We start from the raw sequence: 24,753 nt of genomic DNA, 5'->3' as shown, positions 1-24,753 counted from the left end.
GAACTTACTTATTATTGTAAGCGTCAATCGCTTCCTGGATCTTCTTTGCTCCATCCTCCGGTGAGGTCTGCCCGTTTGCTATTCCGTCCTGCACATCAAACAGGGCATCTGCAATTTCTGTCGGGAAAGCCTGATCGGTAATTGTAAAGGTACCATTCTTTTCCGCTGTTTCCAGCATAATCGGAACATTGGGCTGCCCTTCCGGCATTTCTGCATCTGCTTTTGGAAGCGGCAGATTATAATACTCTGCATACTTGTCTGTATTTTCTTTGCTGTAATAATAATCCATAAATTCCACACAAGCATTTAACTGAGCATCCGTATTGTCTGCATTAAACTGTGTCATCTCCACAAATGCCGATAATCTGTTTGTTCCGCCTGAAGGGAACGGGAATGTTCCGTACAGATTAATATCCTGTTCTTCCTGTACGATTTTTCCATCGTACCACTGTCCCTGAATATCCATTGCGGCTGTTCCTGAAAATACTGCCATCTGGGTATCATTGGGGTCTGCTGTAACAAATCCTTCCGGAAAATAACCCTTATCACAGAATTCTTTATATTTTGTCAGTGCCTGTACCGTAGCATCATTATCATAACTGCTTTCAAAGGTATTCATCTTATCATGTTCCTCAGCCCCGGCATAGTGTTCAATTAAAAGTTCTACAAAACGCATTACATGCCATCCGTTTAGTCCCGCTGTGGAGATGGGTGTAATACCATTTTCCTTTAATACCGCACATGCCTGCTCAAACTCTTCAAAGGTAGAAGGTACTGCAATATTGTATTTTTCAAAAATATCTTTTCGATAATAAACGTCAAGTACATTGTAGCTGGTTGGATAACCGGAAAGCTGTCCGCCAAGTTCGCACAGCGTCAACGCTCCTTCACTGAATGTTTCGTTCCATTTATGTTCCCCTGCATATTCCGTCATATCATATGTAAGTCCGTTTTCCGCATAGAATCCGCCCAGGCTTCCGCCCCAGTTGAACCACATATTCGGAAGTGTTTTAGAAGAGGCCGCAACCTTACATGCATCCTTAATACCATCGGTATCATAATAAGCAACGGTAACTTTCATATCGTCATGTGCTGCATTAAATTCTTCCACAATTGGTTCCACTGCATTCTGCCTGGTATTTAATGTCCAGAATGTCACTTCTGTGGAATCTCCCGAAGACGCACCGTTTTGCTTTGCTTCACTTCCTTTTGCAGTTCCCGCTTCCGTCCCGGCATCTGTCCCAGCCCCTGAACCTCCGCCGGAACATCCACTCAGAACCGTTGCAGCCAGCATAGCTGATACCAATAATAATGATATAATCTTTTTACTCTTCATAATGAAATCCTCCTGAATAAGATATTTTTTTGAATAATTTAAATCATTCTTTAAATATTCAAGTCTTTTCTTGTTATCTCTTAAATTTATTTAAATTTGATTTAAACCAATATTACCATAATATTTAAATTTATTCAAGTAAATTATCGTTATTCTGTATATTTTAACAATGTTACTTGTTGTATTTTGTGCATTTCTTACATTAATATTGATTAAAATATAAAGATTATATATATTCACATAAATATTTATATAAAACTACATTTTCAACTCTTGAATTTATTTTTACAAACATTTAAATTTTTGCAATTTGATTTGTTTTGTTACATTGCAATTACCAAATAATGACGCGGCATAAAATAAAATTACTCCGACCCTTTGTGAGTTGGAGTAATTTATATGTGACAGCTTTATCCTTCCGGGTTGACTTCCGTTGATCGATCCATGACCCAAAAGCCTCCAGTGCCTGCTCTACAAGATTAAAAAAGCCAGGCGCGCCCGGCTTTTTGCCGGCACTCCGAAACGTGCTGCAGCGAATGCCAAACAGTGACTATCTGCTGAAACGGGAACTAATCGCCATATGTGGGCAGATGCTTTTACACTCGCCGCAGCGGATGCACTCTTTACTATTGATATCTTTTGTAACTTCCACATTCATTTTGCAGTTTTTCACGCACAGCTTACAGTTAGTGCACTTTGTCTTATCAATGGCAAGCTGATAAAAACTGAATTTATTGAATAAGGCATACAGTGCTCCCAATGGACAAAGGTACTTGCAAAAGGGGCGATAAACAAAAATGCAAGATAGCAAAATCCCAATCAATATGCCTAATTTCCAATAAAACAATAACCCTATAGTGTTTTTTAATTCTTCATTAATTGCCATTAAGGGGATACCGCCGCCTAATGTTCCGGCGGGGCAAATCAGTTTGCAAAAAAATGGATTTCCCATTCCATATTGATTTGTAATAATAATCGGCAAAGCAATAACGAAAACGAGTAAAATAATATATTTTAGATACCGCAGGAGTTTATCGACCTTGCCTGGTATTTTTAGCTTCGGGGTTTTAATTTTGTAAAGCAAGTCTTGTATAAACCCAAAAGGGCATAAAAATCCACAGATAAAGCGCCCGAGTAAAACACCAAACAGCATAATAAACCCGAAAACATAAAAGGAAAAATTATAGTTGTGATCTCCCAATACCGCCTGCAGTGCCCCTATCGGACAAGAACCCAGTGCGCCTGGGCAGGAATAACAATTAAGTACCGGCACACAAAACAGCTTTGTGTTTCCCGTGAATATTTTTCCCTTAGTGTACCCGGCCAAATACCCATTTGTAAAAATGGCAGAGATCAGCTGAATGATATGTCTTTTGTTTTTCATTTGATTCATCAGCCTATCCCTATGCACTCAAGACAAATGTTGACTGCTTTTTTTAGAACCGTGAATTGTTCCTCCCGCATAAAACCAATTCCTATCATCACCAGTGATGCTACCAGAATATAAAATTTAAAGTAAATAAGACGTGTGAGTTTCATATTAACACCTTTCATTTCTGCTCTGTTTTATTCGAAACAAGAGCAATTCTATCTTGAATCGCTTCTCTGTAATCATCTTCTGATGTACCTCCAAAATGAGGCTCTCCGACCACCTTGCCCTTACTGTCTACAAAAATAGTTGTCGGAAAAATATTCGTCCGGTCTGTTAGCTCCTCTTGAAGCACTTGGTCAGGAATAAGTGTCATAAAATTCACACCTGCATCACTCATAATTCGGGTCGCGAATTTAACTGCTTTTTTGTCTATATCTTTTTTTAGATTCACAGTATCGACACAAATTGAAATAATATTGCTGCCCTTTGGTTTTGCATTATACAGCTTTGCAATATCGGGCATTTCAGCAATACAGGGGCTGCAATCCGTTGTCCACAGGTTTATCATTGTAATTTCATAATCTTTAAAAATGTCGGAAGATACCGTTTCACCGGTTAGCGTTGCCGTGTTAAAACCGGATATATCTATGTTCGAAAATAATTCAATTTGCTCGGAATTCTGCGCATTCAATTCTTCTTCCGTTAAAACAATAACATCACTTGGACCCTTGATCAGCAGGAGAACAGCCAGTATTATAACAATGCTGATTATTACGGCAACTATAATTCCAATTACTTTAAAAGCTTTTTTCATTTCTTTATCTCCCTCTTCTTTTTATTGTGCTTCACAAGATAAGTGACAGCTAAGCCGATTGCAGACAGTATCGCAGTAAATGCAAAAAAATATGCAATTGGAATTAATGCAAAGGGTTCCACTAATACACCCTCTGCCGTAACATAGCTTCCTATTGCCATAAATGCTGCTGCACAGCCAATGCTTGCCAGAATCGAAAGCATTAAGGTACCCAGTAAAAAAGCAGATAATATATCTCGCTTCCATTTTTTCGAAATATTACTTATCAGGCTTATATCTTCCGTATGACTTACTGTCAAAATTTCTTCATTTATTTGCTTTAGCTCTTCTGTGCACTTTAAGCAGGTGGATAAGTGCTCCTCAATTAACTTACGGCTGTCTTCACTGCATACATTATCGTGATACAGCGGCAGTAAATCTTTGACAACTTCACAATTTATACTCATATTATAGTCTCTCCTTTAATTTTGTTTTGGCTCGATGGTAAGTGACTCTGGCCCAACTTTCCGTTTTCTCAAACAAGATGCCTATTTGTTGAAAAGATAATTCTCCAAAAACTCTCAGTGTAAAAACCTCCTTATAAGGCTCTTCTAAGCTGTGCAGGGCTTTATGGATTTCCAAGGCACTCTCCTTTGTCAATAAACTCTGTTCAATGTTTACTTCATTGGCAGTTTCCTGTGTTTCATTTAACATTGTTGATTTCTGTTCATTTTTAACAGAAGTAAAATAACAGTTTTTGGCAATTTGACATAGCCAAACATAAAGTTTGCACTTCCCCTCAAATTTGTCGATATTTCTTAGTGCTTTAAAAAAAGTTTCTTGGGTTATTTCTTCAGCAATTGCTTCATTTCTGCTTAAGGATAAAACATATTTATATACATCCCTGAAATAAAGCTTGTATATTTCGTTAAAATCTGTCACTTTCTCACCTCGCTTTCGTATATAAGACTCTCAAGTATAAAATTCGTTACAAACTTTTTTAAATAATTATTGTGGGGGCAAATCTTATTTTAGAGTATAACCCTTTAAAGTAAATTGCTAATCAAATTTTATTTGAAAATTAACAGAGCGCGCTGTGATAATTACTGATAGGATAATACAACTATACAAAAAGACAAAAAAATGGGAAGTAAACTATCAGGATATCCTTTTATTACGGCGGATTCCTGTTTTACTTCCCATTAATCTAAGCTTCCCATTACGCCGGATATGCGCCCGGCAGGAACACATTTTTATTCCCGGTAAATTCAAATGGAGTTGATCTATATGCAGTCTGAGCCGGGGTTTCCCCCGGCTGTTTTCAAACAAGCGTGCTTTACGACCGTTCGCAAACACTATTACGTTCAATAAATTTCGTACACACCTGAATCTTTGTATTGACCTGGTCATCATCTTTTTTAATCATATCAATTACCCGGCGCACTGCAAGTTTCCCCATCTCCTGCTTTGGTACGCGAAGGGTGGTAAGCGCCGGGGATGATATCTCACTGAAAGGGAGATCATCAAAACCAACCAGCGAAACGTCTTCGGGTACCCGGTATCCCATTTCCTGAAGCGCTTTCATTGCACCAAGGGCAATCATATCATTGTCCGCAAAATACGCCGTAGGTAATTTTGATTTCTTCTGCAGGTACTTCAGCATTTCCTGGTATGCTCCATTTAATGTAGTGGGAAGGGTTACCGTATTCTCATTTTTTACCGGAAGATTTGCTTTTTGCATTGCAGTACCATAGCCTACCGCTCTGGAACGAAATGCCTTAATACGAAAACTCCCTCTCAGATAACCGATTTCCTTATGGCCTTTTTGAATCAGATACTCCACTGCTTTCCTGGAAGAATCCGCATTATTAATCAGCACTCCGTTAAATGACATATCTCCAGCCCAATAATCCAGCATTAAAAACGGACATCCTGCGCTTTTAAAGATCTTCACATCCTCTTCCATAAGCTCCGTGCCAAGCAATACAATAGCAGACGCACTGTCATTAATCATCCAGTGCACCTGTTCTTCATAGTCTTCATCTTTCTGGTTCAAATGGCATATAACCATCTCAAACCCTGACTCCCGGCATTCCTTCTCGAATCCATCAATCAACAGCGAGAAAAATGGCGTATCATCGATAATCAAACCATTCTTTTTAAAGATGACAAATTTGATCTTACGAATACTGGATTCACTGATATATCCCATCTCCTTAGCCACACGAAAAATTTCTGCTGATGTCTGCGCATTCACACCTTTTTTATGATTAAGCGCATTGGAAATAGTAGCCGGCGAGAAACCGGTCTTCTCGCTAATACTTTTTATACTCACCTTCATAACCGAATATACCCTTCCTTTCACACGATTTTATCGCATATAAACGTCCAATTAAATTATTTATATATTATTTTATCAAAATTTATATATAATTGCAATGGATTAATTCTAATCTTTTACATAATTTTTCTAATATCCCATACACTAAGTTAAAATCCCCTTTTGGAGGTACGTTTGAAACTTCCTATCAAACTATTTATTAATGCAGTATCGCAGGCGGAGCCCGCGGTATGCAGGAGGTATAACTATGAAATCAATTAAAAAACAATACTTTTACTATGAGCTTACCTTTGCCCTGCTGGCTATCGTTTTTGGAACTCTTTTCCACTTTATATATAAATGGAGCGGCTACCATTACCTTATTGCCTTTATTTCCCCGATTAATGAATCCACCTGGGAACACCTGAAAATGTTATTCTTTCCTTTTCTGTTTCTCACATTTATTGAATACTTTTTGATTGGGAAGAACTTTTCCTCCTTTGTCACCGCCAAAACAATCGGATGCTTCGCAGGATTGTTGTTTATCGTTGCATTCTTTTATACTTACACCGGTATAATCGGAACAAACTACCTGGCCATGGATATTCTGACATTTGTCCTGGGCGTTCTGATCTGTTACTTTTGCAGTTGGTACTTGAGTGCATGCAAAAAAACGGGAAATCACACTTCGAATATATTGTGCCTGTGCCTTCTGCTTCTGTTAGCATTTTTCTTCGCCGCATTTACCAACCATACACCCAATATTAATTTATTTAAATCGATTCCATCGGAAGTATTAAAAAATTAAACCCTGTCATTATTTCCGGAAACGACATTATTTTCATCCAATATCAAGATTACGAAACAGGATTCCAGTAACAACAGAAAATGCCTGTACCATAGGGTAACTTCACAGTTGCGGATACAACCAAAAAGCACCTTCCGGTACAGGCATTTTTCATACCTCATAATATATTTTATTTTCTTCCAGCACTTCTGCCTTTTTATCATGGCATTCCAGAATTGCCACACAGCAATTTTTCGGAACTCCGCCATTCCAGAAATCAGACATTTCAAACGTACGCACGCTGTTGAGTAATCCCCGCATTGCACCGCCGTGAGTTGTAATCAGGATTGTTTTATCCTGATACTCCTCACGATTTAAAATATCGTCCATAAATGCTTTTGTCCTCTCCCCCAGAGATCGGATATCCTCTCCATCTGAAGGAGGAACATACTTATCCGGTGCCCGAAAGAAGTTAGAAAACTCGGGATCCGGAATCTCGTAGTTTTCCCTGCCGCTTATCATCCCTTCAAAAACACCAAAGCTGATCTCTATAATCCGCTCATCAGTTAATATAGGAGCATTGCGTTCTCCCATTACAATTCTGGCTGTTTCCAGAGCCCGTTCCAGCGGACTGCTGATAGCCAGATCAAATGGTATCTCTTTTAAAGCTTCTGCCGTAATCTTTGCCAATTTTCTCCCATTTTCATTTAACGGGATATCCGTGCGGCCCTGGAGACGTTTCTGGGTATTCCAGTCTGTCTCCCCATGCCTCATTATATAAATTTTCATAACTACTGTCTCAGCTCGATTCCCATGGATTCTAAGCCATTCAAAATTTTCTTCATTGCTGCAGAAACTTCAGCTTCTTCCAACGTTTTATCTTTAGCCCTGAATGTAATAGAGTAAGCAATGGATTTAAATCCTTCTTTAATCTGAGAGCCTTCATAAATATCAAATAACTGGTAGCTTTCTAATATTTTGCCGCCTCTCTGTGCAATCATAGCTTCAATCTGACCCGCCAGAATTTCTTTTGGCACAACCATACTAAGGTCACGGTTAACTGCAGGGAACTTGGCAATTCCTTCAAACTTACGGTCAAAGGTAGACATTTCCACTACCAGAGGCATATCCAGCACTGCAACATAAACACGATCGCCAATATCATAATTATCCGCTACTTCCGGATGCACTTCGCCCAAATATCCCACAACTTTTCCATTGTAAATGATATTTGCCTGACGTCCCGGATGCAAAAACGGTTTGCCAGACCTGGGATCATAGGTTTCCTTCTCATGCAGTCCTATTTTCTCAAAGAACTCTTCAATTACACCTTTCATTGTATAGAAATCACCTTCTCCATACATTCCAAGCGTAAACTGCATTCTCTCATCAGGAAGATCCTTAAGCGGAAGTTCTGTTGGCAGATATACATTTCCAAGTTCATACAAACGAACATTTTTATTTCTGTGATTGTAATTAAATGCCAGGGAGGTCAGCATCCCATTCAGAGAAATGGTTCTCATGATACTGAAATCTTCCCCCAAAGGATTAGAGATCTGGATTGCCTTTCTATATTCCGAATCTTCCGGCAAGAGCAGTTTGTCAAACACCTTAGGACTTTCGAAAGAATACGTCATACCCTGAGAAAAACCGCAGAATTCTGCAATATCCCTTGCCACTTCTTCGATTCTCAACTTAAAGGTCAGCTTCCCGGTGGTTGCTTCTCCTCTTGGAAGTGTCGTCGGTATATTGTCATAACCATAAAATCTTGCTACTTCTTCAGCCAGATCAGCCATGCGGAACAAATCATGGCGGAAAGTAGGTGCTATAATCTCGTTTGCCGCTGCATCGTATTCCAATCCAATTTTCTCAAAATATCCCAGCATTTCTTCTTTTGAAATATCAGTTCCCAACAGCGTATTAATCTTATCAGCATCAAAACCAATACGAACCGGATTTTTCTTCTTACCATACACGTCAGCCATACCGCCAACAACTTCTCCTGCTCCCAGCTCTTCTACAAGCTGGCATGCACGGTCTATCGCTGCCTGGGCATTATTTGGATCCAGCCCTTTTTCAAATTTACCGGAAGCATCCGTACGAAGTCCTACTTTCTTACTGGAAAGTCTGATATTCGTTCCATCAAAGCATGCCGCTTCAAAGAGCATTGTTTTAACATCATCCGTAATCATAGAATTTTCTCCACCCATGATTCCGGCAATACCAACTGCTTTTTCCCCATCACAGATCATCAGAACAGACTCATCCATCGTTCTTTCCTGACCGTCCAGGGTAACAAATTTCTCATCTGCATTTGCACGTCTCACAATGATTTCATGATTTGCAATGGTATCATAGTCATAAGCATGCATAGGCTGACCGTACTCTTCCATAACATAATTGGTAATATCGACAATGTTATTAATTGGACGGATACCGTTTGCTGCGAGGCGTCTCTGCATCCATTTCGGTGATGGAGCTATTTTAATATTCTTAACTACTCTTGCACAGTAGCGGGGGCACAGCTCCGTATCCTGTACTGTCACTTTGATATAATCATTTACATCTTCGTTATTTCCGGTTTTAGCAACAACCGGAGGTACAAACTTTTTATTAAATGTAGCAGCCGCTTCTCTGGCAATACCGATTACGCTATAGCAGTCCACACGGTTGGATGTAATCTCATATTCGAATACAACATCGTCTAAATCCAGCGCATGTATGGCACTTTCTCCTACCTTTGCATCCTCCGGGAAAATATAAATACCATACTCTGGTGCTTCCGGATACATCTCTCTTGTAGAACCCAGTTCTTCAATAGAGCACATCATACCGCAGGATTCAATTCCTCGCAGTTTTCCGTTTTTGATCTTTACTCCGCCTTTTGTCTTCTTGCCGTCATGTCCGCCCGCTACGCGTCCACCGTCCAGAACAACCGGAATCTTATCTCCTTCTTTTACATTTGGAGCGCCTGTTACGATCTGTACCGTTTCCGTACCCACATTTACCTGGCAGATAATCAGCTTATCTGCATCCGGATGTCTCTCTATAGATTCTATCTGTCCGATTATAATTTTTTCCAGATCTTCATCCAGCCTCTCAAATCCTTCTACCTTGGTGCCTGACAATGTCATTGCATCCGTATATTCCTGTGCATCCGCTTCCAGGTCCGGAACGTATGCTTTAATCCATGATAATGATGTATTCATTCTGTTTTCCTCTCTTTACTTAATTTCCTTTAAAATTGTTTTAAGAAACGAATATCGTTTTCATACAGTAATCTCATATCGTCAATTTCATATTTCAAAAGAGCAATACGTTCCAGTCCCACACCAAATGCAAAACCGCTGTAGACCTCAGGGTCAATGCCGCACATTTCTAAAACATGAGGATGTACCATTCCACAGCCCAGAATTTCAATCCATCCGGAACCTTTACAGAAACGGCATCCTTCTCCGCCGCATTTAAAGCAAGTCACATCTACTTCTGCACTTGGCTCTGTAAACGGGAAATGATGAGGACGGAATTTTGTCTTCGTCTCAGGCCCGAACAATTCTTTTGCAAACTCTTCCAGCGTTCCTTTTAAATCTGCAAATGTAATATTCTTATCAATTACCAATCCTTCGATCTGGTGGAAAGACGGTGAATGTGTAGCATCTACTTCATCGGAGCGGAATACTCTTCCAGGTGCAATCATACGGATAGGAAGTTTGCCCTGTTCCATTACACGCGCCTGTACCGGTGAAGTCTGTGTCCTTAAAACAATGTCTTTATTTACATAAAAAGTATCCTGCTCATCCTTAGCCGGATGATTCGCCGGAATATTTAATTTTTCAAAATTGTAAAGATCGTACTCTACCTCCGGTCCTTCCACCACTTCATATCCCATGCCAACAAAGATACGTTCCACTTCTTCTAAAGCAATGGTATTTGGATGACGATGACCTACATTATTCTTCTTCGCCGGAAGTGTAACGTCAATCACTTCACTTTTTAATTTTTCTTCCCGAACCTTAGATTCTAACTTCTTTTTTGTTTCTTCCAAAAAGTTTTCAATAGCAGCTCTGGTATCATTCACCATCTGTCCTACCAGTGGACGTTCTTCCGGTGTTACATCTTTCATTCCTTTTAAAACTGCTGTCAGCTGCCCCTTTTTACCCAGGAATGACACACGAACGTCATTTAATTTGTCCAGTGCATCGGAATTTTGGATCTGACTCAATGCTTCTTCTTTGATAGCTTGCAATTTGTCTTTCATTTTAATTCTCCTTTTCAATTGATCTGGTTCTTGTGGATCCTTGTGCAAATCGCTCTGCAAGCAGGCTATTTACTCGCATCCCTTCACTTGCTGGCAGCCGTTCATCCGGCGTGCCACCTCGCCTGACGGCTCGGTCGCGGGCTATCGCCCTTTGCCTCTTTGCTTTCGCGCAAAAAAAGCCTCATCCCCCTGGTGTAAGGGACGAAGCTTGGAGTTCCGTGGTACCACCCTAATTCCTGCTGCTGCAGGCTCTTAATTAAGTATGCTTAACGCGCATGGTCGGCATTTCCTACTGTGATTTCAAAAATGCAGCTCCGGTGGGAAATTCGAATTTATCATCTGAACTTAAGGATGCTTCCAGCCGACGGCTTCCTCTCTCTGTAAGAAAATGATCTTCTACTGACACCTTCATCGCTTTTTATTATTAATAAATTTTATATTGCTCACTTACTATTACTATGACCTATTTTATCATATTTACTTAATCTGTCAAGTCAAAACTCGAACTATCTTCTAAATAGCAGTTAATTTCAGCACCAATGAATATAAACCACATGCAGAAATACAGCCACAGCATTACCATAACAGCAGATGTCAGACTTCCGTAAATGGATGACATTCTTTTTGCCATTTCAAAATAAATGGAAAATCCATAAGAAAAAATGGACCAGGCAAGTGCCGTAAATAATCCTCCGGGTAGAAGGTTGGCAAATCTGTCCTTACGGTTGGGCAGCAGTTTATACATCGCCATAAATAGCAGCGTGAGCAGCGTAATTGTTGCAATGGTTCTGACGCTGATTATAAATCCGGAGAATTCTTTTAGAAGAGGAACATATCTGATGATCAGATCATGTACCTGATTTCCAAATACCAGCAACAGCATTGCTGCTACAATAGAAACCAGAAAGAGCACTGTATAGAATGCGGAACGCAGACGCATATAAATATAATTTCTAGTCTCACGAATTCCCTGAACGGAGTTTAACCCGTTTGTAACTGCCATAACTCCTCTTCCCGCAGCCCACACGGCAGCAATAGCCGTTCCTGACAGCAATGCGGTAGATCCGGTATAGACACCGCCCACCAGTCCATCCAGAACCTCGCGAAAAGAAGCAGGCAAAACACCCATTACCATATCCACCACATCGTCCGGAGTAAGCGGGGTATACTTGAGCAGAGTCAGCAGGAGCATGATAAAGGGTATAAAACTCATGATAACATAAAAAGCAGACTGTGCAGAATAAGCATCCACACGGTCCCGCTTAGCTTTCCTCAAAAAATTCAAAATAAATCTGATGATAGTGCAAATAGCTTTCATAATACCCCTCTAACTTTTTTATGTGAACCAATCATAGCACGTTTTTGGTCTCACTGCAAGCCCGCATGTTTGACCCACGCACGTTCTGCACACGTTTGAACGGCTCTGCATTTTTAGAGGGACATATTAATCTTTTATCCAATCTGTACATCACCATAAAAATATTTTAATATTTCTTCATATCCCATACCTGCGTCCGCCATATGCCTTGCTCCGTTTTGGCTCATTCCTTTTCCATGCCCGTATCCACCGCCTGTAAGCGTATAGCTTACCAATGCATCGTTTTCATAATTGGGAGTCAGATAAAAAAATGCACTTGGCAGCAGTGACATACCGGTGGCTTCGCTTCCATCCTGTTCCACTACCGCAATATTGGCAGGGGACAGCAATTTACGAACCGTGTACTCTCCCTCTACCGAAATATTCTGATTCTCTCCCTGAACGGTAAATTTCGCAATTGCCCCGTTTGTTTCTCTGGAATCGATACTTAGAGACGTTACATTCCCAGTGCCCGGCTGCCACGCATTTGCCAGCCGCGTAAGCTCATCGACTGTAAAAACAGCCTTCCAGCGGTACCAGGGTTCAGTTGCTTCATACGCCGTATGATTATCAGTTGTCATAAATGAGGCAAAAACTGTTTCCTGAGACAGATCCTGACTCAGATTCACACCGCAGGATGTAGAATAATAAAGCGCATCTACAATTTCTCCATTGGAACGCATCACCTCTCCGGCGGTAGCATTTACGGCCTCTGTAGCACGCTCATCCCGCTTCTGGTTATTATAAACCTGATAGGAGACACTATCGTCAACGTCTACATCAAATTCAGCTCCCCGCCCGTTCTGCATCTGTTTAAGCGCATAGCTTCTGGCGCAGATCGCCTGCACTTTGAGAGATTCAAGCGGATATGCAGCCGGCATTTCACTGGGCACAACGGAACAGAGATAAGTTTCCAGGGGCAGCTCATTTATAACAAGAAGCCCTGCATCCCTTTTTACAATTTCAAAGTTCCCCAGGTACGATGGATTTTCATAACCCCTTTTCAACCCCGGCAAAGTAATCTCACCGTCTTCTCCCTTTGGCTGGATTCTCAATACACCGTTACTCAAATAAGGGCTGTCGGCAGTTATCGTCAGCGGTTCAGAAGACGGATGTTCTTCTGTTGCTTCTCCATATTGCAGCACATAATCCGAACTGCACTGAAGAGTAACACTACTATGATACTCACCTGCATAATCATCTGTCTTAATCAAAACACGTATGAGGGGATTTTCCGGTGCTGCAGTCTGTGTATCCCCGGGTGCCGCCTGTCCATCCTGCGTTTCCTCTTCCTTCGACTGCTTCTGCTCGTCTGCTGCCTGCTGATTACTTTCTTTTTCTTTTCCATCGGACTTCTTTTTAGCCGTCTTTGTCTCATTTGTTTCCGGGGCTTCTTTTTGCTTTGCCAAATCTGTCTGAATTGTCTCCTGTAATTTATTCAGGACATCATCACCCTTTTTTTTATAAGTGTCATAAAAACACAGCAGTAAAAAAGCCATGATACAGCCGCTTAATATAAGAATTTTTCCAAAGGTATTGTCATCCTTCATTCCTTGCTCCTGTTTTCTCTTCATTTATTTACTAGTATATCCAAAAACAGGAGAAAAAGAACGTGAAATAAGGACATAGTGTTATTTTTTTGAAATAGTAAAAGATCCGGCATTTTATACTCTTTTGACAATACAATTAAATTGTACTGCCAAAAGAGTTAAAATGCCGGACCTGCTCAAATTCAATCTTTACAATCCTATACAAATTTATAGATTGTTGTTGTATCATAAACTTCCCCTGCCTTCAAAATGGAAGAAGGAAAATGCTCATGATTAGGCGCATCCGGGAAAAATTGTGTTTCCAGACACAATCCGCTTCTCTTCTGATATGCGATGCCGCCTTTTCCTATCTGTGTTTTTTCAATAAAGTTTCCGGTATAGAATTGTACACCTACACAATCCGTGTAAACTTCCATTGTTCTTTTGGTTAACGGATCTGTTACCTTAGCTATTTTACGCAGTTTTTCTTCACCATTTTGATTCAATACAAAGTTATGGTCATAGCCGTGAGCCAGCTGTATCTGTTCATATGTATCATCAATATCATCACCAATACGTCTTGTTTTCCGGAAATCCATAGGAGTTCCTTCCACACTTCTCAACTCTCCTGTCGGAATAGATTCTTCATCGATTACGGTAAAGGCATCTGCATCCATCCATAAGGTGTGATCCAGTATCGTCCCTTTATCATGGCCCGCCAGATTAAAGTAGCTGTGATTTGTCATATTTGCAATCGTATCTGCATCAGACACCCCTGTATAATGAATCCTGATTTCATTTTCATCTGTCAGTGTATAAGATACCGTAACATCAAAATTTCCGGGCAGTCCTTCATCTCCATCCGGACTATGATGGGTAAATTTTACTGTTGCCTCTTCTTCCAGAAGCTCCATATCCCAGATTACCTTATCAAATCCTCTGGTTCCGCTGTGAAGACTATTGCCATTTTCATTCTGTTCCATCTGATAATCCACACCATTAATCGTTACTTTTGCTTTACCGATACGATTGCCATTCCTTCCGATCACAGCTCCAAAGAAACCGCCGTTGGCAGCATAATCCGTAACATCTTCATATCCTAATAACACATCTTCAATATGGCCTTTTTCATCCGGCACTGTTGCAGACACCAGGGTAGCTCCATAATTTGTCACTTCAATCCCCATGCCCTTTTTATTCATAATCGTAACAATTTTGGCCTCCTGGCCATTTCCGGTTTTCCCAAACAAACTCGTCTTCATCCCCATATCTCTGTCTGCTCCTTTTAGTTTTATGTACTTATATCGATCTTTATACGATGTCACTATTATACACCCAGTCTAAAAAGCTTACAACTTGTTTTTCCACATTTTTCAAACAACATAATAACGCAAAAAAAGAACATCTGCTAAGCAAATGCTCTTTTTTGTAAGCCCCAAAGTGCCGTTTCCTATCTTTTGACTCCTAGCAAAGCTAGGTGGGTAACCGCAACTGCGACATCTGTCTTCCACTGCAATCGGTGGCCTGACATCCTTCACAGCAATGTAGGAATCCCATAAAAGTACATGTAGGTTCAAAATGATAGGATTGTCGAACACCCCAGGTAACTTACTGTTTATGTTATTATATAAATATTATACTCTAGTATTCATTCAATTTCAATATATAATTCAATAAAGAATGATTTACCAGAAATTATGTACTATTGCATAAATATACCGGGCGGTGTTATCCACCCGGATCTCACTGTTCAAAATTTGTTTTTATTATCGCATCATTAATTTTAAATGTCAAGCAATTAACAATCTATTTTTCTTATTTTATACATATTTTACAATTAAAAAATTTTACTATTTTTCTTTTCCAATTTATGATATGATAAAGAATGGATTTTAATCCTTTAGCACACTAAAACAGAACAGGAGGAAACAACTATGAGTACGTATTCAGAAATTACACCTGATATTCTCGCTCTATCTAAGCTGGCAACTGATACCAGCCAGATCAACACGGAGCTGTACACAAAATACGAGGTAAAAAGAGGTCTTCGTGACATTAGTGGTAAGGGCGTTCTTGCAGGCCTGACCGACATTGCAGAGATCCGCTCTTATACCGTTGTAGACAGCGAAATGATTCCCTGTGAAGGTAAACTCTTCTACCGCGGTATCGATGTGGAAGACATCGTCCAGGGGTTCATCCATGATGACCGTTATGGCTTCGAAGAAGTAACTTATCTGCTTCTTTTCGGTACACTTCCAACGGAAGAGCAGTTACGTGACTTTTCCAACCTGCTTGCTACATACCGTACACTGCCTACCAGCTTTGTCCGGGATATCATTATGAAAGCGCCAAGCCAGGATATGATGAACACCCTTGCACGAAGCGTCCTGACACTTTATTCCTATGATGACAGGGCAGATGACGTTTCCATTCCAAATGTCCTTAGACAATGCCTGCAGTTAATCAGCCTTTTCCCTATGCTTTCTGTATATGGCTACCAGGCATACAGCCACTATCACGACGGCAACAGCCTTTTTATCCACTCACCCCAGCCAGAACTATCTACCGCTGAAAACATACTTCACATATTACGTCCAAACAGCAAATTCACGAAACTGGAAGCCAAGATTTTAGATGTTGCACTGATTCTGCATATGGAACATGGCGGCGGTAATAACTCTACCTTTACAACCCATGTAGTCTCTTCATCCGGAACTGACACCTACTCTTCTATGGCTGCTTCTCTTGGTTCTTTAAAAGGACCGAAACACGGCGGAGCCAATATCAAAGTAGTTAAGATGTTTGAAGACATGAAAAAATCAGTAAAAGACTGGTCCGATGAAGGTGAAATCAAAAATTACCTGAAACGCTTGTTAAACAAAGAAGCATTTGACCATGCCGGATTGATCTATGGTATGGGACATGCGGTTTACTCCTTATCAGATCCAAGAGCAAATATTTTTAAATCTTTTGTAGAAAGCCTGTCTAAAGAAAAAGGCCGGGAAGAAGAATTTAAGCTCTACTCCATGATTGAGCGCCTGGCTCCCCAGGTTATCGGCGAAGAACGTAAAATCTATAAAGGTGTAAGCGCTAACGTAGACTTCTACAGCGGATTTGTTTATAGCATGCTGGATCTTCCGACTGAGTTATTTACCCCGATCTTTGCAATCGCCCGTGTTGTCGGATGGAGCGCTCACCGTATCGAAGAATTGGCAAATAACGGAAAAATTATCCGTCCTGCTTACAAGAGTGTTGCCAAGCATAAAGAGTACACACCACTCCATGAACGCGGATCGGCTGAATAGGCTTATCTTATTATCTATAAAAAGAGTTTCAACCACCATGACACAGCGGTTGAAACTCTTTTTAATATTTACCAGTATATTTTCATTGACTTTCTGGTAATCATTACAAACCATACCATCACAATCAGTCCGATTGCCAGAATGATTAATGACCCCATTCCCAAAATTTTAAAATAGTCACCTATAAGACTGACGATTCCAATGATCAGCAATACAATACCAAAGACTAAAAGCCTTGGTGTCATATATTTGATGTAACCTGCTTTATCCTTACATTTTGAAACCGAGATATCTCTGGATAACAAAACATTTTCTTTTATCTCACCTTTTGTTTTCATAAGATAAAAAGCATATAAAACATATACGCCGCAGCCTACGAAAAGTAAATCCATGAGCATGTACATACTATCCATAACAAAACCCTGCCTTTCCAAGACCCGCTTATATATTTAAGAACTTTTTCACGATGTCTTTCATCTCATTTACTTCTACAACAGTATCGTGAAGTACCGGAGCTGTTCTGATTTCTTCAATTGCACCCGGAACTTTCACTTTAGAAATCTTGCAAAGCTCATCTACCAATTCAAAATCAGTCATAGCATCATACTTCATATCAATAGCATCCATAACACTCCTTGTAAATTTATAAGGACTTGCGGTAGATGCAATTACAGACTTGTTATTATCTTTTTTCTCTGCTTCGTATTTTTTAAATACACAGGAAGCTACTGCTGTATGGGTGTCCATGATATATCCGGTTTTTTGGTAAACCGAAGCAATTTCCTGTGCAGTTTCTTCTTCCGTGGCATAATTACCACAGAAATCAGAAAGCTGTGCCTTCATCTCTTCCGTAATGTGGTACTTACCTTCTTTGCCAAGGGCAGCCATCATTTCAAGATTCTTATCCGCATCTTCTCCGGCAATCTTATAAATAAGGCGTTCCAGATTACTGGATATCAAAATATCCATAGATGGAGATGTGGTAAGAATAAATTCACGGTTTCTGTCATATGTACCGGTTGTAAAGAAATCATACAATACTTTGTTATCATTAGACGCGCAGATCAGCTTATCAATCGGCACCCCCATATTCTTAGCATAATATGCAGCCAGAATATTCCCGAAGTTACCGGTCGGTACAACTACGTTGATTTTCTCAGATTTGTCTATCTCTTTTGACGCATATAATTTTGCATAAGCATATACATAATAAACCACCTGTGGCACCAGACGTCCGATATTGATGGAGTTGGCAGAAGAAAATTGGAATCCGGCATCTGCCATCTGTGCTTCCAGTTCCTTATCCCCGAATATATTCTTTACACCTGTCTGTGCATCATCAAAGTTTCCATTAATCCCCACAACAAACGTATTATCACCCTTCTGGGTAACCATCTGTTTTTCCTGTATCGGACTAACACCGTCTTTGGGATAGAAAACTACAATTCTGGTACCGGGAACATCTGCAAAACCGGCTAAAGCAGCTTTTCCGGTATCTCCTGAAGTAGCTGTCAGAATTACGATTTCATTCTTTACATTATTTTTTTTCGCTGAAGTTGTAAGTAAATGAGGCAGAATTGAAAGTGCCATATCTTTAAATGCAATTGTAGCGCCATGAAACAGCTCCAGATAGTAAGCGCCATCTTCTTTCTTAATCGGTGCTATCTCAGTAGTATCAAACTTTTCATCGTATGCTTTGGCAATACAGGATTTTAATTCTTCCTCTGTAAAATCCGTAAAAAACAGCTTCATAACCTCATATGCTGTTTCCTGGTAGCTCATACCTGCCAAAGTCTCCATGTCTACATCTAATGCAGGAATGCCGGATGGAACAAATAGCCCACCGTCTGCGGATAATCCCTTTAAAATTGCCTGGGAAGCTGTTACTGCAGTTTCATTACTTCTCGTACTTTTGTATAACAAATCCATCATCTTCATCCTTTACATTTGGTTTAAATTATATTCTTTAAGTACAGATTATAGCATACCTTTCCAAAGTACACAAGACGAAAAAAGGCAGCCGCACAAAAACGCAGCCGCCTATTTATCAATAACCTTCGTATGTAAAAAATTCATGTCCGCCATACACGAACAATTTCTGCAATTTGGTATCAAACCAGTTCACATTAATCTGGTCTGCACTGGATCTTGCAATAAAGTACAATGCCCCTTCGGAATAGTCTTCCCCATTTAAAGCACGGTCAACTGCTTCAATTGTTTCATCCGAAATCGTAACACTGTCAATTCTTCCGTCTGCCGTGGGCGAAAACTGCGGATCACCATTCACCCGCTCCCATACAACATCATAAATACTATCCGGGAAATGGCTGTTATTCACTCTGTTCAGCACTACATTTGCCACCAGAATCTTACTTTTCATATCCCCGCCGGTTGCTTCCGCTTCCACTATGCGAAGAAGTGCATCGTAATCTTCCACCGGCATATGGTTGTCCTTCACAATCTGCGAAGCACTGTAACCAACTGCACCGGCCTGTTCCATTCCCTTTTCAATTGTCATCCTGTTTACTTCTCTCCTGCTGGCTTTGGATGCACCTACCAGTATTTCCTCTCCTGCTCCTGATACTTCCTGTGCTTTTGAAGACCTGGACAGTTCTTCCATACTGGATATACAATTCATGATACCCATAAGGCCTGCCTGGAATTTTTTATCTTTCGCCTTTTGCGGTGTTTCGTCTGAAACCGCATTCTGTTGTGTAACGGCATATACCTTGTTTTTACCGCCATCACTGAAGCCGACTGCACAAAGCAGGACTGCAGTACATATAACTGCAACAAAAGTAGCAGCTACGCAATTAATACGGCATCCGCGGTATCTTCGTCTGAACAAATATTTTTTTAATTTGTACAACTTCCTAACTAGCGATTTTAACAGCCACATACGGCGTTCCTCATCTTTCCTAAAATAATTGCTCCCCTTTATTTTTATATTTTTAAATATTTAAAAACAAATATTATGTACACAAAGCCCCCTCGCTTGTCTGTGTATTGCAATTATATTGAAAAGAAAAGAATGTGTCAAGCACGAATTCATATTTTTGTAATATCTTACATGTACATTTTTTTATCACATTGTTGATATGTGCACTTATTATATATTTTAACGATTTTATGTGCATATTTTTATATAATATTACTAGTTCTTTTTTCCAAGTTTTTACTATTTTTATGGATTATTTTTCTACATTTTACAACATTTTTCTCTAAACCCCTTTGTTTTTGGGCATTTTAATGTTGATTTAATCTCTCAGTAATATTTTTGCAACAATTTAATTATTTTGAAATATTTTATATAATTTTGTAATTTACTGGGTTTGTCTGTCGGTTCTTCTGTGGATAACATTTAAAATTTAGCATTAGATTTTCCTTCTAAATATTTTTTTTTGTGCTTCAGCAGGTATATAATTTTCATTTTTGTGCAAACTATTTAGTACCATTATCAAGGAGGTGAAAAATATGAAAAACGAATCCATCAAATGTTCCGTAAACAATTGCACTCATCATGCAGAAACAGAAAACTATTGTACACTTAATGCTATCAAAGTTGGAACACATGAATCTAACCCAACTAAGATCGAATGTACAGACTGCGAATCTTTCGTAAACAAAAGCAAATAAGATTTTTTATCAGAGAGGGGCCTGATGCTCCTCTCTATATATCTCTTAACTTGCAATTTTTACTTTTTATTGATAAAATAGTCTCACTAAACATAAGGAGGACTATATAATGGGCTGTTCTAACAAAAGACCATGTACCTGTACATACGATTGCCCCCGTCACGGTAAATGCTGTGAATGTGTGGCTCATCACCGTGACAATAACGAAGGGGTACCCGGCTGCTTCTTTTCAGCAGAAGCGGAAGCCACATATGACCGCAGTATCGAAGCGCTGTGTAAAGATAACGGACTTATCTGATCATTATTATATTCCGCAGCACATCAAATAATACGGCAATGATTACACCATTGCATTGCATTGGAAAAGCCTTGATATTTATGATAAACACATAAATATTAAGGCTTTTTATATAATTTTATTTTATTCTGCAACCATATTATTAATTGCTGTAACTAATGCATGAATAGATGCCTGGATAATATCCTGATCTACGCCTGCACCCCAGAAGAGTTCGCCGTCTTTATTGCGGATTCCCACATAAGCGATCGCTTTGGAGCTGGAACTCTGTTCTAATGCATGTTCCTGGTAAGTAATTAAATCGTATTCCAGACGGAACTGTTTCTTAAGCGCATTGCTTACGGCATTCAAACGTCCATTACCGGCTGCAATAGCAGTGCGGCTTTCTCCATTTACATCTACTACAACTTCTGCTATGATGCCATTATGCTGTTTGAAATGTACTTCTGTAATATCGTATGGAGTTGTAATATCTTCGTATTTGTCTTTGAACAGCTGGAAGATTTCTTCCGGCATAAGTTCTTTGTGCTGTTCGTCCGATACGGATTTCGCTGCGTACCCCATTGCTTCTCTCATCTTTGCAGGTAAATTCAGGCCGAAATTCTGTTCCAGAATATATCCGATACCGCCTTTTCCGGACTGGCTGTTGATACGGATAACATCTGCTTCGTACAGTCTTCCCACATCGGTAGGGTCGATAGGCAGATATGGAACTGTCCACTGGTCACAGTCATGCTCTTCTCTGTATTTCATGCCCTTTGCAATTGCATCCTGGTGGGAACCTGAGAAGGCCGCAAACACTAACGCACCGCTGTATGGGCTTCTCATATCAATCTTCATTCCGGTAAACTCTTCGTATGCGTCGCAGATTGCAGGCATGTTACTGAAGTCAAGTTCCGGATCCACCCCCTGGGAATACATATTCATTGCCAAAGTCACAATGTCTACATTACCGGTACGCTCTCCGTTGCCGAACAAAGTACCTTCAATTCTGTCAGCACCTGCCAAGATACCCATTTCCGCATCGGAAACACCACATCCTCTGTCATTGTGCGGATGCAGGGAAACGATAACATTTTCCCGGTATTTCATATGATCACACATATATTCAATCTGGCTTGCATATACGTGAGGCATTGAATGCTGAACCGTACTTGGCAAATTGATGATAACCTTATTGTCAGGAGTCGGCTGCCATACATCTAATACTGCGTTACATACTTCCAGGGAATATTCCACTTCTGTTCCTGTAAAACTCTCCGGGCTGTATTCAAATGAGAAGTTTCCTTCTGTTTCTGCTGCCAGTTTCTTTAATAACGATGCACCCTCTACTGCAATATTCAGAATTTCTTCTTTTGATTTCTTAAATACCTGTTCTCTCTGTGCCTGGGAAGTGGAGTTATATACATGAACAACTGCTTTTTTTGCTCCCTTCAATGCTTCAAAGGTTTTACGGATAATGTGTTCTCTCGCCTGTGTCAGCACCTGAATGGTAACATCATCAGGAATTAAATCTTTTTCAATCAATGCTCTCAAAAACTGATATTCCGTATCCGACGCAGCCGGAAATCCAACTTCAATTTCTTTAAATCCAACTTTTACTAATAATTTAAAAAATTCTATCTTCTGCTCTAATGACATAGGAACAATTAAAGCCTGATTTCCATCCCTCAGGTCTACACTGCACCAGATTGGTGCTTTTTCAATATGATCCTTCTTTGCCCAGTTCATTGCATTTACTGGCGGCATAAAATACTGCCTTGTGTACTTATTCACATTTTTCATATTCTTAATCTCCTTTTCTTGTTTTGCCATGTCCGCCTGTTCCATGTATATGTTGATAATCGTCTGCAATTCTTAAATGTCAGATAACATGTATCTGCATCCTGCCACACCTGTTCAGCAGGCAAATCTCGATAACAACTTATTTTAGGAAACAAAAAAAGTCCTTCGTCTCCTGACAATCCCGTTGTCATTTAGAGACGAAAGACTAAAATATACTTGTCTTGCGCGGTACCACTCTATTTTATGAATTTCTTCATACACTCATCAGATACGGATTCAATAGAATCTTATATCCTACCCAGATAACGGTTGGGGTTCCGTCTGCGTCTACTTTTCTCTATCCAGCATTTAAACTATATTAAGAATTTGGGGCAGCCGCTCCAAGGTGAGTTCCAATTTCTTCCTCAACTGTCTCGCATCAACCGACAGCTTTCTGTAATCAGAAATAATTGTACTATTCCTCTTCATTGCATTTACTCTTATCAACTATAGTACTAACAATATCACTTCTTTCAGAAATTGTCAATTAGTTTTTAAGGAAAAATATTGCGTGGTCAGTTCCGCGTCTGCGCTTGTGATTGGCGGTGCCAGGAATATTTCCCCAGTCATATCATCATCTATTACATACATCAGGGTATAGCTTAACGTTTCACCCGGCTGAATCGTACGGAAGAAAAATTGATGAATTCTGTCATTGCCTTCTACATTCTGCGGTTTATCAAAGTATACCGGCATCTCAAGTATCGGCCAATTCTCCATAGGAACAGGCATATATTCCCATTTGCTGTCCTGGTCATATGTCCCATCTGCACGCTGCTGCAGCCTTGCAATATTCAGATATAACGGGGCATCCACTGCTTTTTCAGCATAGTTCTTCACCTGGACATCCACTACCAGGAACTTACTTCCCACAGACTCTTCCGTACTTTCGTCAACATTCAACTTGCCGTCTTCACTCATCTTCTGGCGAAGATGATCGCGCAGGCTTCCGTCTTCGTTCAGGCAGGATGCTATCTCCTCATCATAATTATAGAAATTTTCCTTTGGATATTCTGATATGGTATCCACATATTGTGCGCTTTCAATGGTATATCCAAATTTGTTGAACCCACCACCTTCTGCAGCAAGCTCATCATCATCGAAATCCTGAGCCTTAATTTCCTGTCCTATGGGCACAATCCTGTCTTCTCCAACTCCTGCTTCTTTTGCTTTCTGGTACTGTTCAACCCGTTTCTGGTCTTCCAGCTGCATTTCCTTTTCTTTTTCCAACTCTTCAGCTGTAGGGAGTGCCACCGTTTCATCCTGGGATTTTTCTATTATAAGCTGGTCTGCCACTTTCTTTAATTCATCAACCGGAACGTCATAGAACCCCCATACCTCTATGACATAACCATCCTCAGGATTAAATAAGAGCACACAGTTCCCCCTCCTGTATTTTTCCGCTTCCTTTACGGTAATTACATGGGCTTCCATCCCATTTAAAGTAGTCTTTTCCACATTTTCAATCTTGTCCACAGAAAATTCGTTGTTGATCCGGTCAATATCCACTGTAGTCATAGGAATGATGGATATTCCGTTTCCCCAGCTATCTTCTTTACAGAATTTATTCTCGGCAAATTCAGTTGTATACCCTTCCGGCAGATACCCAGGCTTCACATCAATTTTATTTGCACTTAATTCATAATCAACCGTAAACTTATACGATACCGAATCATTGCTTTCCACTACTTCTTTTTGGAAGAATCCATTTGCCGCCAGAGCCACTAAGGAAGTGGTTGCGATAAGTGCTGCCGCCGCTGCTGCCACAACTACTTTCTTATAAGCACGACGCTTTCCTCTTCCGGTTTTTTTACTTCGAATTTCCTGATATGCCTGATTCATTTTCTGGTCAACCACATTTGAAGTTGTAATTTCTTCTTTTAAAATTTTCTTAGCTTCTTCTTCCGAATATAATTTTCCCATTTTTTCACCCATTGC

At 40.0% G+C, this 24,753-nt stretch carries 22 protein-coding genes, 1 other RNA gene and 2 other annotated features; of the genes, 4 read left to right on the top strand and 19 right to left on the bottom strand.

The genetic code is table 11. The features are described 5' to 3' along the window. Positions 1 to 4: 4 nt before the first annotated feature. The 7 genes from QR40_RS11420 to QR40_RS11395 form a co-directional block, all read right to left on the bottom strand. Positions 5 to 1,336: an ABC transporter substrate-binding protein gene (locus QR40_RS11420; protein ID WP_044295062.1), complete on the bottom strand. Its 1,332-nt coding sequence runs from the start codon at positions 1,334 to 1,336 to the stop codon at positions 5 to 7. Positions 1,337 to 1,886: 550 nt separating this feature from the next. Further along, the gene (locus tag QR40_RS11415) at positions 1,887 to 2,720 is read right to left on the bottom strand and encodes a 4Fe-4S binding protein (protein ID WP_052430840.1); all 834 of its coding nucleotides are present in this window, start codon (positions 2,718 to 2,720) and stop codon (positions 1,887 to 1,889) included. Between the two features lie 8 nt (positions 2,721 to 2,728). Further along, positions 2,729 to 2,800: a CD1871A family CXXC motif-containing protein gene (locus tag QR40_RS33145; RefSeq protein ID WP_334291784.1), complete on the bottom strand. Its 72-nt coding sequence runs from the start codon at positions 2,798 to 2,800 to the stop codon at positions 2,729 to 2,731. An 86-nt stretch (positions 2,801 to 2,886) separates the two neighbouring features. Further along, positions 2,887 to 3,522, bottom strand: coding sequence for a TlpA family protein disulfide reductase (locus tag QR40_RS11410; protein WP_044295060.1), 636 nt, complete (start codon positions 3,520 to 3,522; stop codon positions 2,887 to 2,889). Then, positions 3,519 to 3,968 (bottom strand): DUF3955 domain-containing protein, encoded by a 450-nt coding sequence (locus tag QR40_RS11405; protein ID WP_027294593.1) that lies wholly within the window; start codon positions 3,966 to 3,968, stop codon positions 3,519 to 3,521. Before QR40_RS11405 ends, QR40_RS11410 begins: the two co-directional genes overlap by 4 nt. Position 3,969: 1 nt before the next feature. Further along, positions 3,970 to 4,443 (bottom strand): RNA polymerase sigma factor, encoded by a 474-nt coding sequence (locus QR40_RS11400; RefSeq protein ID WP_044295059.1) that lies wholly within the window; start codon positions 4,441 to 4,443, stop codon positions 3,970 to 3,972. A 394-nt stretch (positions 4,444 to 4,837) separates the two neighbouring features. Next, a complete protein-coding gene (locus QR40_RS11395; protein ID WP_044295058.1) occupies positions 4,838 to 5,842 on the bottom strand; it encodes a LacI family DNA-binding transcriptional regulator in 1,005 nt (334 codons plus the stop codon). 247 nt (positions 5,843 to 6,089) lie between these two features. Between QR40_RS11395 and QR40_RS11390 the strand changes: the two genes are divergently transcribed. Beyond that, positions 6,090 to 6,629, top strand: a complete 540-nt coding sequence (locus QR40_RS11390; RefSeq protein ID WP_052377836.1) for a DUF6512 family protein — start codon at positions 6,090 to 6,092, stop codon at positions 6,627 to 6,629. Between the two features lie 150 nt (positions 6,630 to 6,779). Here QR40_RS11390 and QR40_RS11385 read toward each other — a convergent pair whose 3' ends face one another. The 7 genes from QR40_RS11385 to ssrS all read right to left on the bottom strand — a co-directional run bounded on the left by QR40_RS11385 (position 6,780) and on the right by ssrS (position 15,361). After that, positions 6,780 to 7,397: a histidine phosphatase family protein gene (locus QR40_RS11385; protein ID WP_044295057.1), complete on the bottom strand. Its 618-nt coding sequence runs from the start codon at positions 7,395 to 7,397 to the stop codon at positions 6,780 to 6,782. A gap of 2 nt (positions 7,398 to 7,399) precedes the next feature. Continuing rightward, positions 7,400 to 9,817 carry a phenylalanine--tRNA ligase subunit beta gene (pheT, locus tag QR40_RS11380; protein ID WP_044295056.1) on the bottom strand — a complete coding sequence of 806 codons (2,418 nt, stop codon included), beginning with the start codon at positions 9,815 to 9,817 and terminating at the stop codon, positions 7,400 to 7,402. A 29-nt stretch (positions 9,818 to 9,846) separates the two neighbouring features. Beyond that, positions 9,847 to 10,866 carry a phenylalanine--tRNA ligase subunit alpha gene (pheS, locus tag QR40_RS11375; protein ID WP_044295055.1) on the bottom strand — a complete coding sequence of 340 codons (1,020 nt, stop codon included), beginning with the start codon at positions 10,864 to 10,866 and terminating at the stop codon, positions 9,847 to 9,849. A 194-nt stretch (positions 10,867 to 11,060) separates the two neighbouring features. After that, positions 11,061 to 11,287: a binding site (T-box leader), on the bottom strand. A gap of 60 nt (positions 11,288 to 11,347) precedes the next feature. Beyond that, positions 11,348 to 12,184, bottom strand: coding sequence for a YihY/virulence factor BrkB family protein (locus QR40_RS11370; protein ID WP_027294599.1), 837 nt, complete (start codon positions 12,182 to 12,184; stop codon positions 11,348 to 11,350). 134 nt (positions 12,185 to 12,318) lie between these two features. Continuing rightward, the gene (locus QR40_RS11365; RefSeq protein WP_081998877.1) at positions 12,319 to 13,797 is read right to left on the bottom strand and encodes a SpoIID/LytB domain-containing protein; all 1,479 of its coding nucleotides are present in this window, start codon (positions 13,795 to 13,797) and stop codon (positions 12,319 to 12,321) included. A 173-nt stretch (positions 13,798 to 13,970) separates the two neighbouring features. Beyond that, positions 13,971 to 15,020, bottom strand: a complete 1,050-nt coding sequence (locus QR40_RS11360; RefSeq protein WP_044295053.1) for an aldose epimerase family protein — start codon at positions 15,018 to 15,020, stop codon at positions 13,971 to 13,973. A 160-nt stretch (positions 15,021 to 15,180) separates the two neighbouring features. Beyond that, positions 15,181 to 15,361, bottom strand: a non-coding RNA gene (ssrS, locus tag QR40_RS30560) — 6S RNA. Between the two features lie 325 nt (positions 15,362 to 15,686). Here ssrS and QR40_RS11355 point away from each other — a divergent pair. Beyond that, a complete protein-coding gene (locus QR40_RS11355) occupies positions 15,687 to 17,057 on the top strand; it encodes a citrate/2-methylcitrate synthase (RefSeq protein WP_027294601.1) in 1,371 nt (456 codons plus the stop codon). A 68-nt stretch (positions 17,058 to 17,125) separates the two neighbouring features. Here the strand turns inward: QR40_RS11355 and QR40_RS11350 are convergent, their stop codons facing one another. The 3 genes from QR40_RS11350 to QR40_RS29760 all read right to left on the bottom strand — a co-directional run bounded on the left by QR40_RS11350 (position 17,126) and on the right by QR40_RS29760 (position 19,905). Then, complete coding sequence (locus QR40_RS11350; protein ID WP_152614203.1) at positions 17,126 to 17,395, bottom strand: hypothetical protein; 270 nt, start codon at positions 17,393 to 17,395, stop codon at positions 17,126 to 17,128. Positions 17,396 to 17,498: 103 nt separating this feature from the next. Then, complete coding sequence (thrC, locus tag QR40_RS11345; protein ID WP_027294603.1) at positions 17,499 to 18,986, bottom strand: threonine synthase; 1,488 nt, start codon at positions 18,984 to 18,986, stop codon at positions 17,499 to 17,501. Between the two features lie 118 nt (positions 18,987 to 19,104). Continuing rightward, positions 19,105 to 19,905, bottom strand: a complete 801-nt coding sequence (locus QR40_RS29760) for a cell wall hydrolase (RefSeq protein WP_242858490.1) — start codon at positions 19,903 to 19,905, stop codon at positions 19,105 to 19,107. A gap of 626 nt (positions 19,906 to 20,531) precedes the next feature. Here QR40_RS29760 and QR40_RS11335 point away from each other — a divergent pair. Next, positions 20,532 to 20,693: a DUF1540 domain-containing protein gene (locus tag QR40_RS11335; protein ID WP_330373721.1), complete on the top strand. Its 162-nt coding sequence runs from the start codon at positions 20,532 to 20,534 to the stop codon at positions 20,691 to 20,693. A 109-nt stretch (positions 20,694 to 20,802) separates the two neighbouring features. Next, the gene (locus QR40_RS11330; protein ID WP_027294604.1) at positions 20,803 to 20,991 is read left to right on the top strand and encodes a hypothetical protein; all 189 of its coding nucleotides are present in this window, start codon (positions 20,803 to 20,805) and stop codon (positions 20,989 to 20,991) included. 123 nt (positions 20,992 to 21,114) lie between these two features. Here the strand turns inward: QR40_RS11330 and QR40_RS11325 are convergent, their stop codons facing one another. Beyond that, positions 21,115 to 22,776, bottom strand: a complete 1,662-nt coding sequence (locus QR40_RS11325; RefSeq protein WP_027294605.1) for a 2-isopropylmalate synthase — start codon at positions 22,774 to 22,776, stop codon at positions 21,115 to 21,117. Positions 22,777 to 22,966: 190 nt separating this feature from the next. Then, positions 22,967 to 23,253 (bottom strand) — a binding site (T-box leader). Positions 23,254 to 23,298: 45 nt separating this feature from the next. Continuing rightward, positions 23,299 to 24,750 (bottom strand): DUF4367 domain-containing protein, encoded by a 1,452-nt coding sequence (locus QR40_RS11320; RefSeq protein ID WP_081820268.1) that lies wholly within the window; start codon positions 24,748 to 24,750, stop codon positions 23,299 to 23,301. Positions 24,751 to 24,753: the final 3 nt, after the last annotated feature.

The organism is Robinsoniella peoriensis, from assembly GCF_000797495.1.
Taxonomy (GTDB): Bacteria; Bacillota; Clostridia; order Lachnospirales; family Lachnospiraceae; genus Robinsoniella; species Robinsoniella peoriensis.
This window is presented reverse-complemented; position numbering and strand designations above follow the sequence as displayed.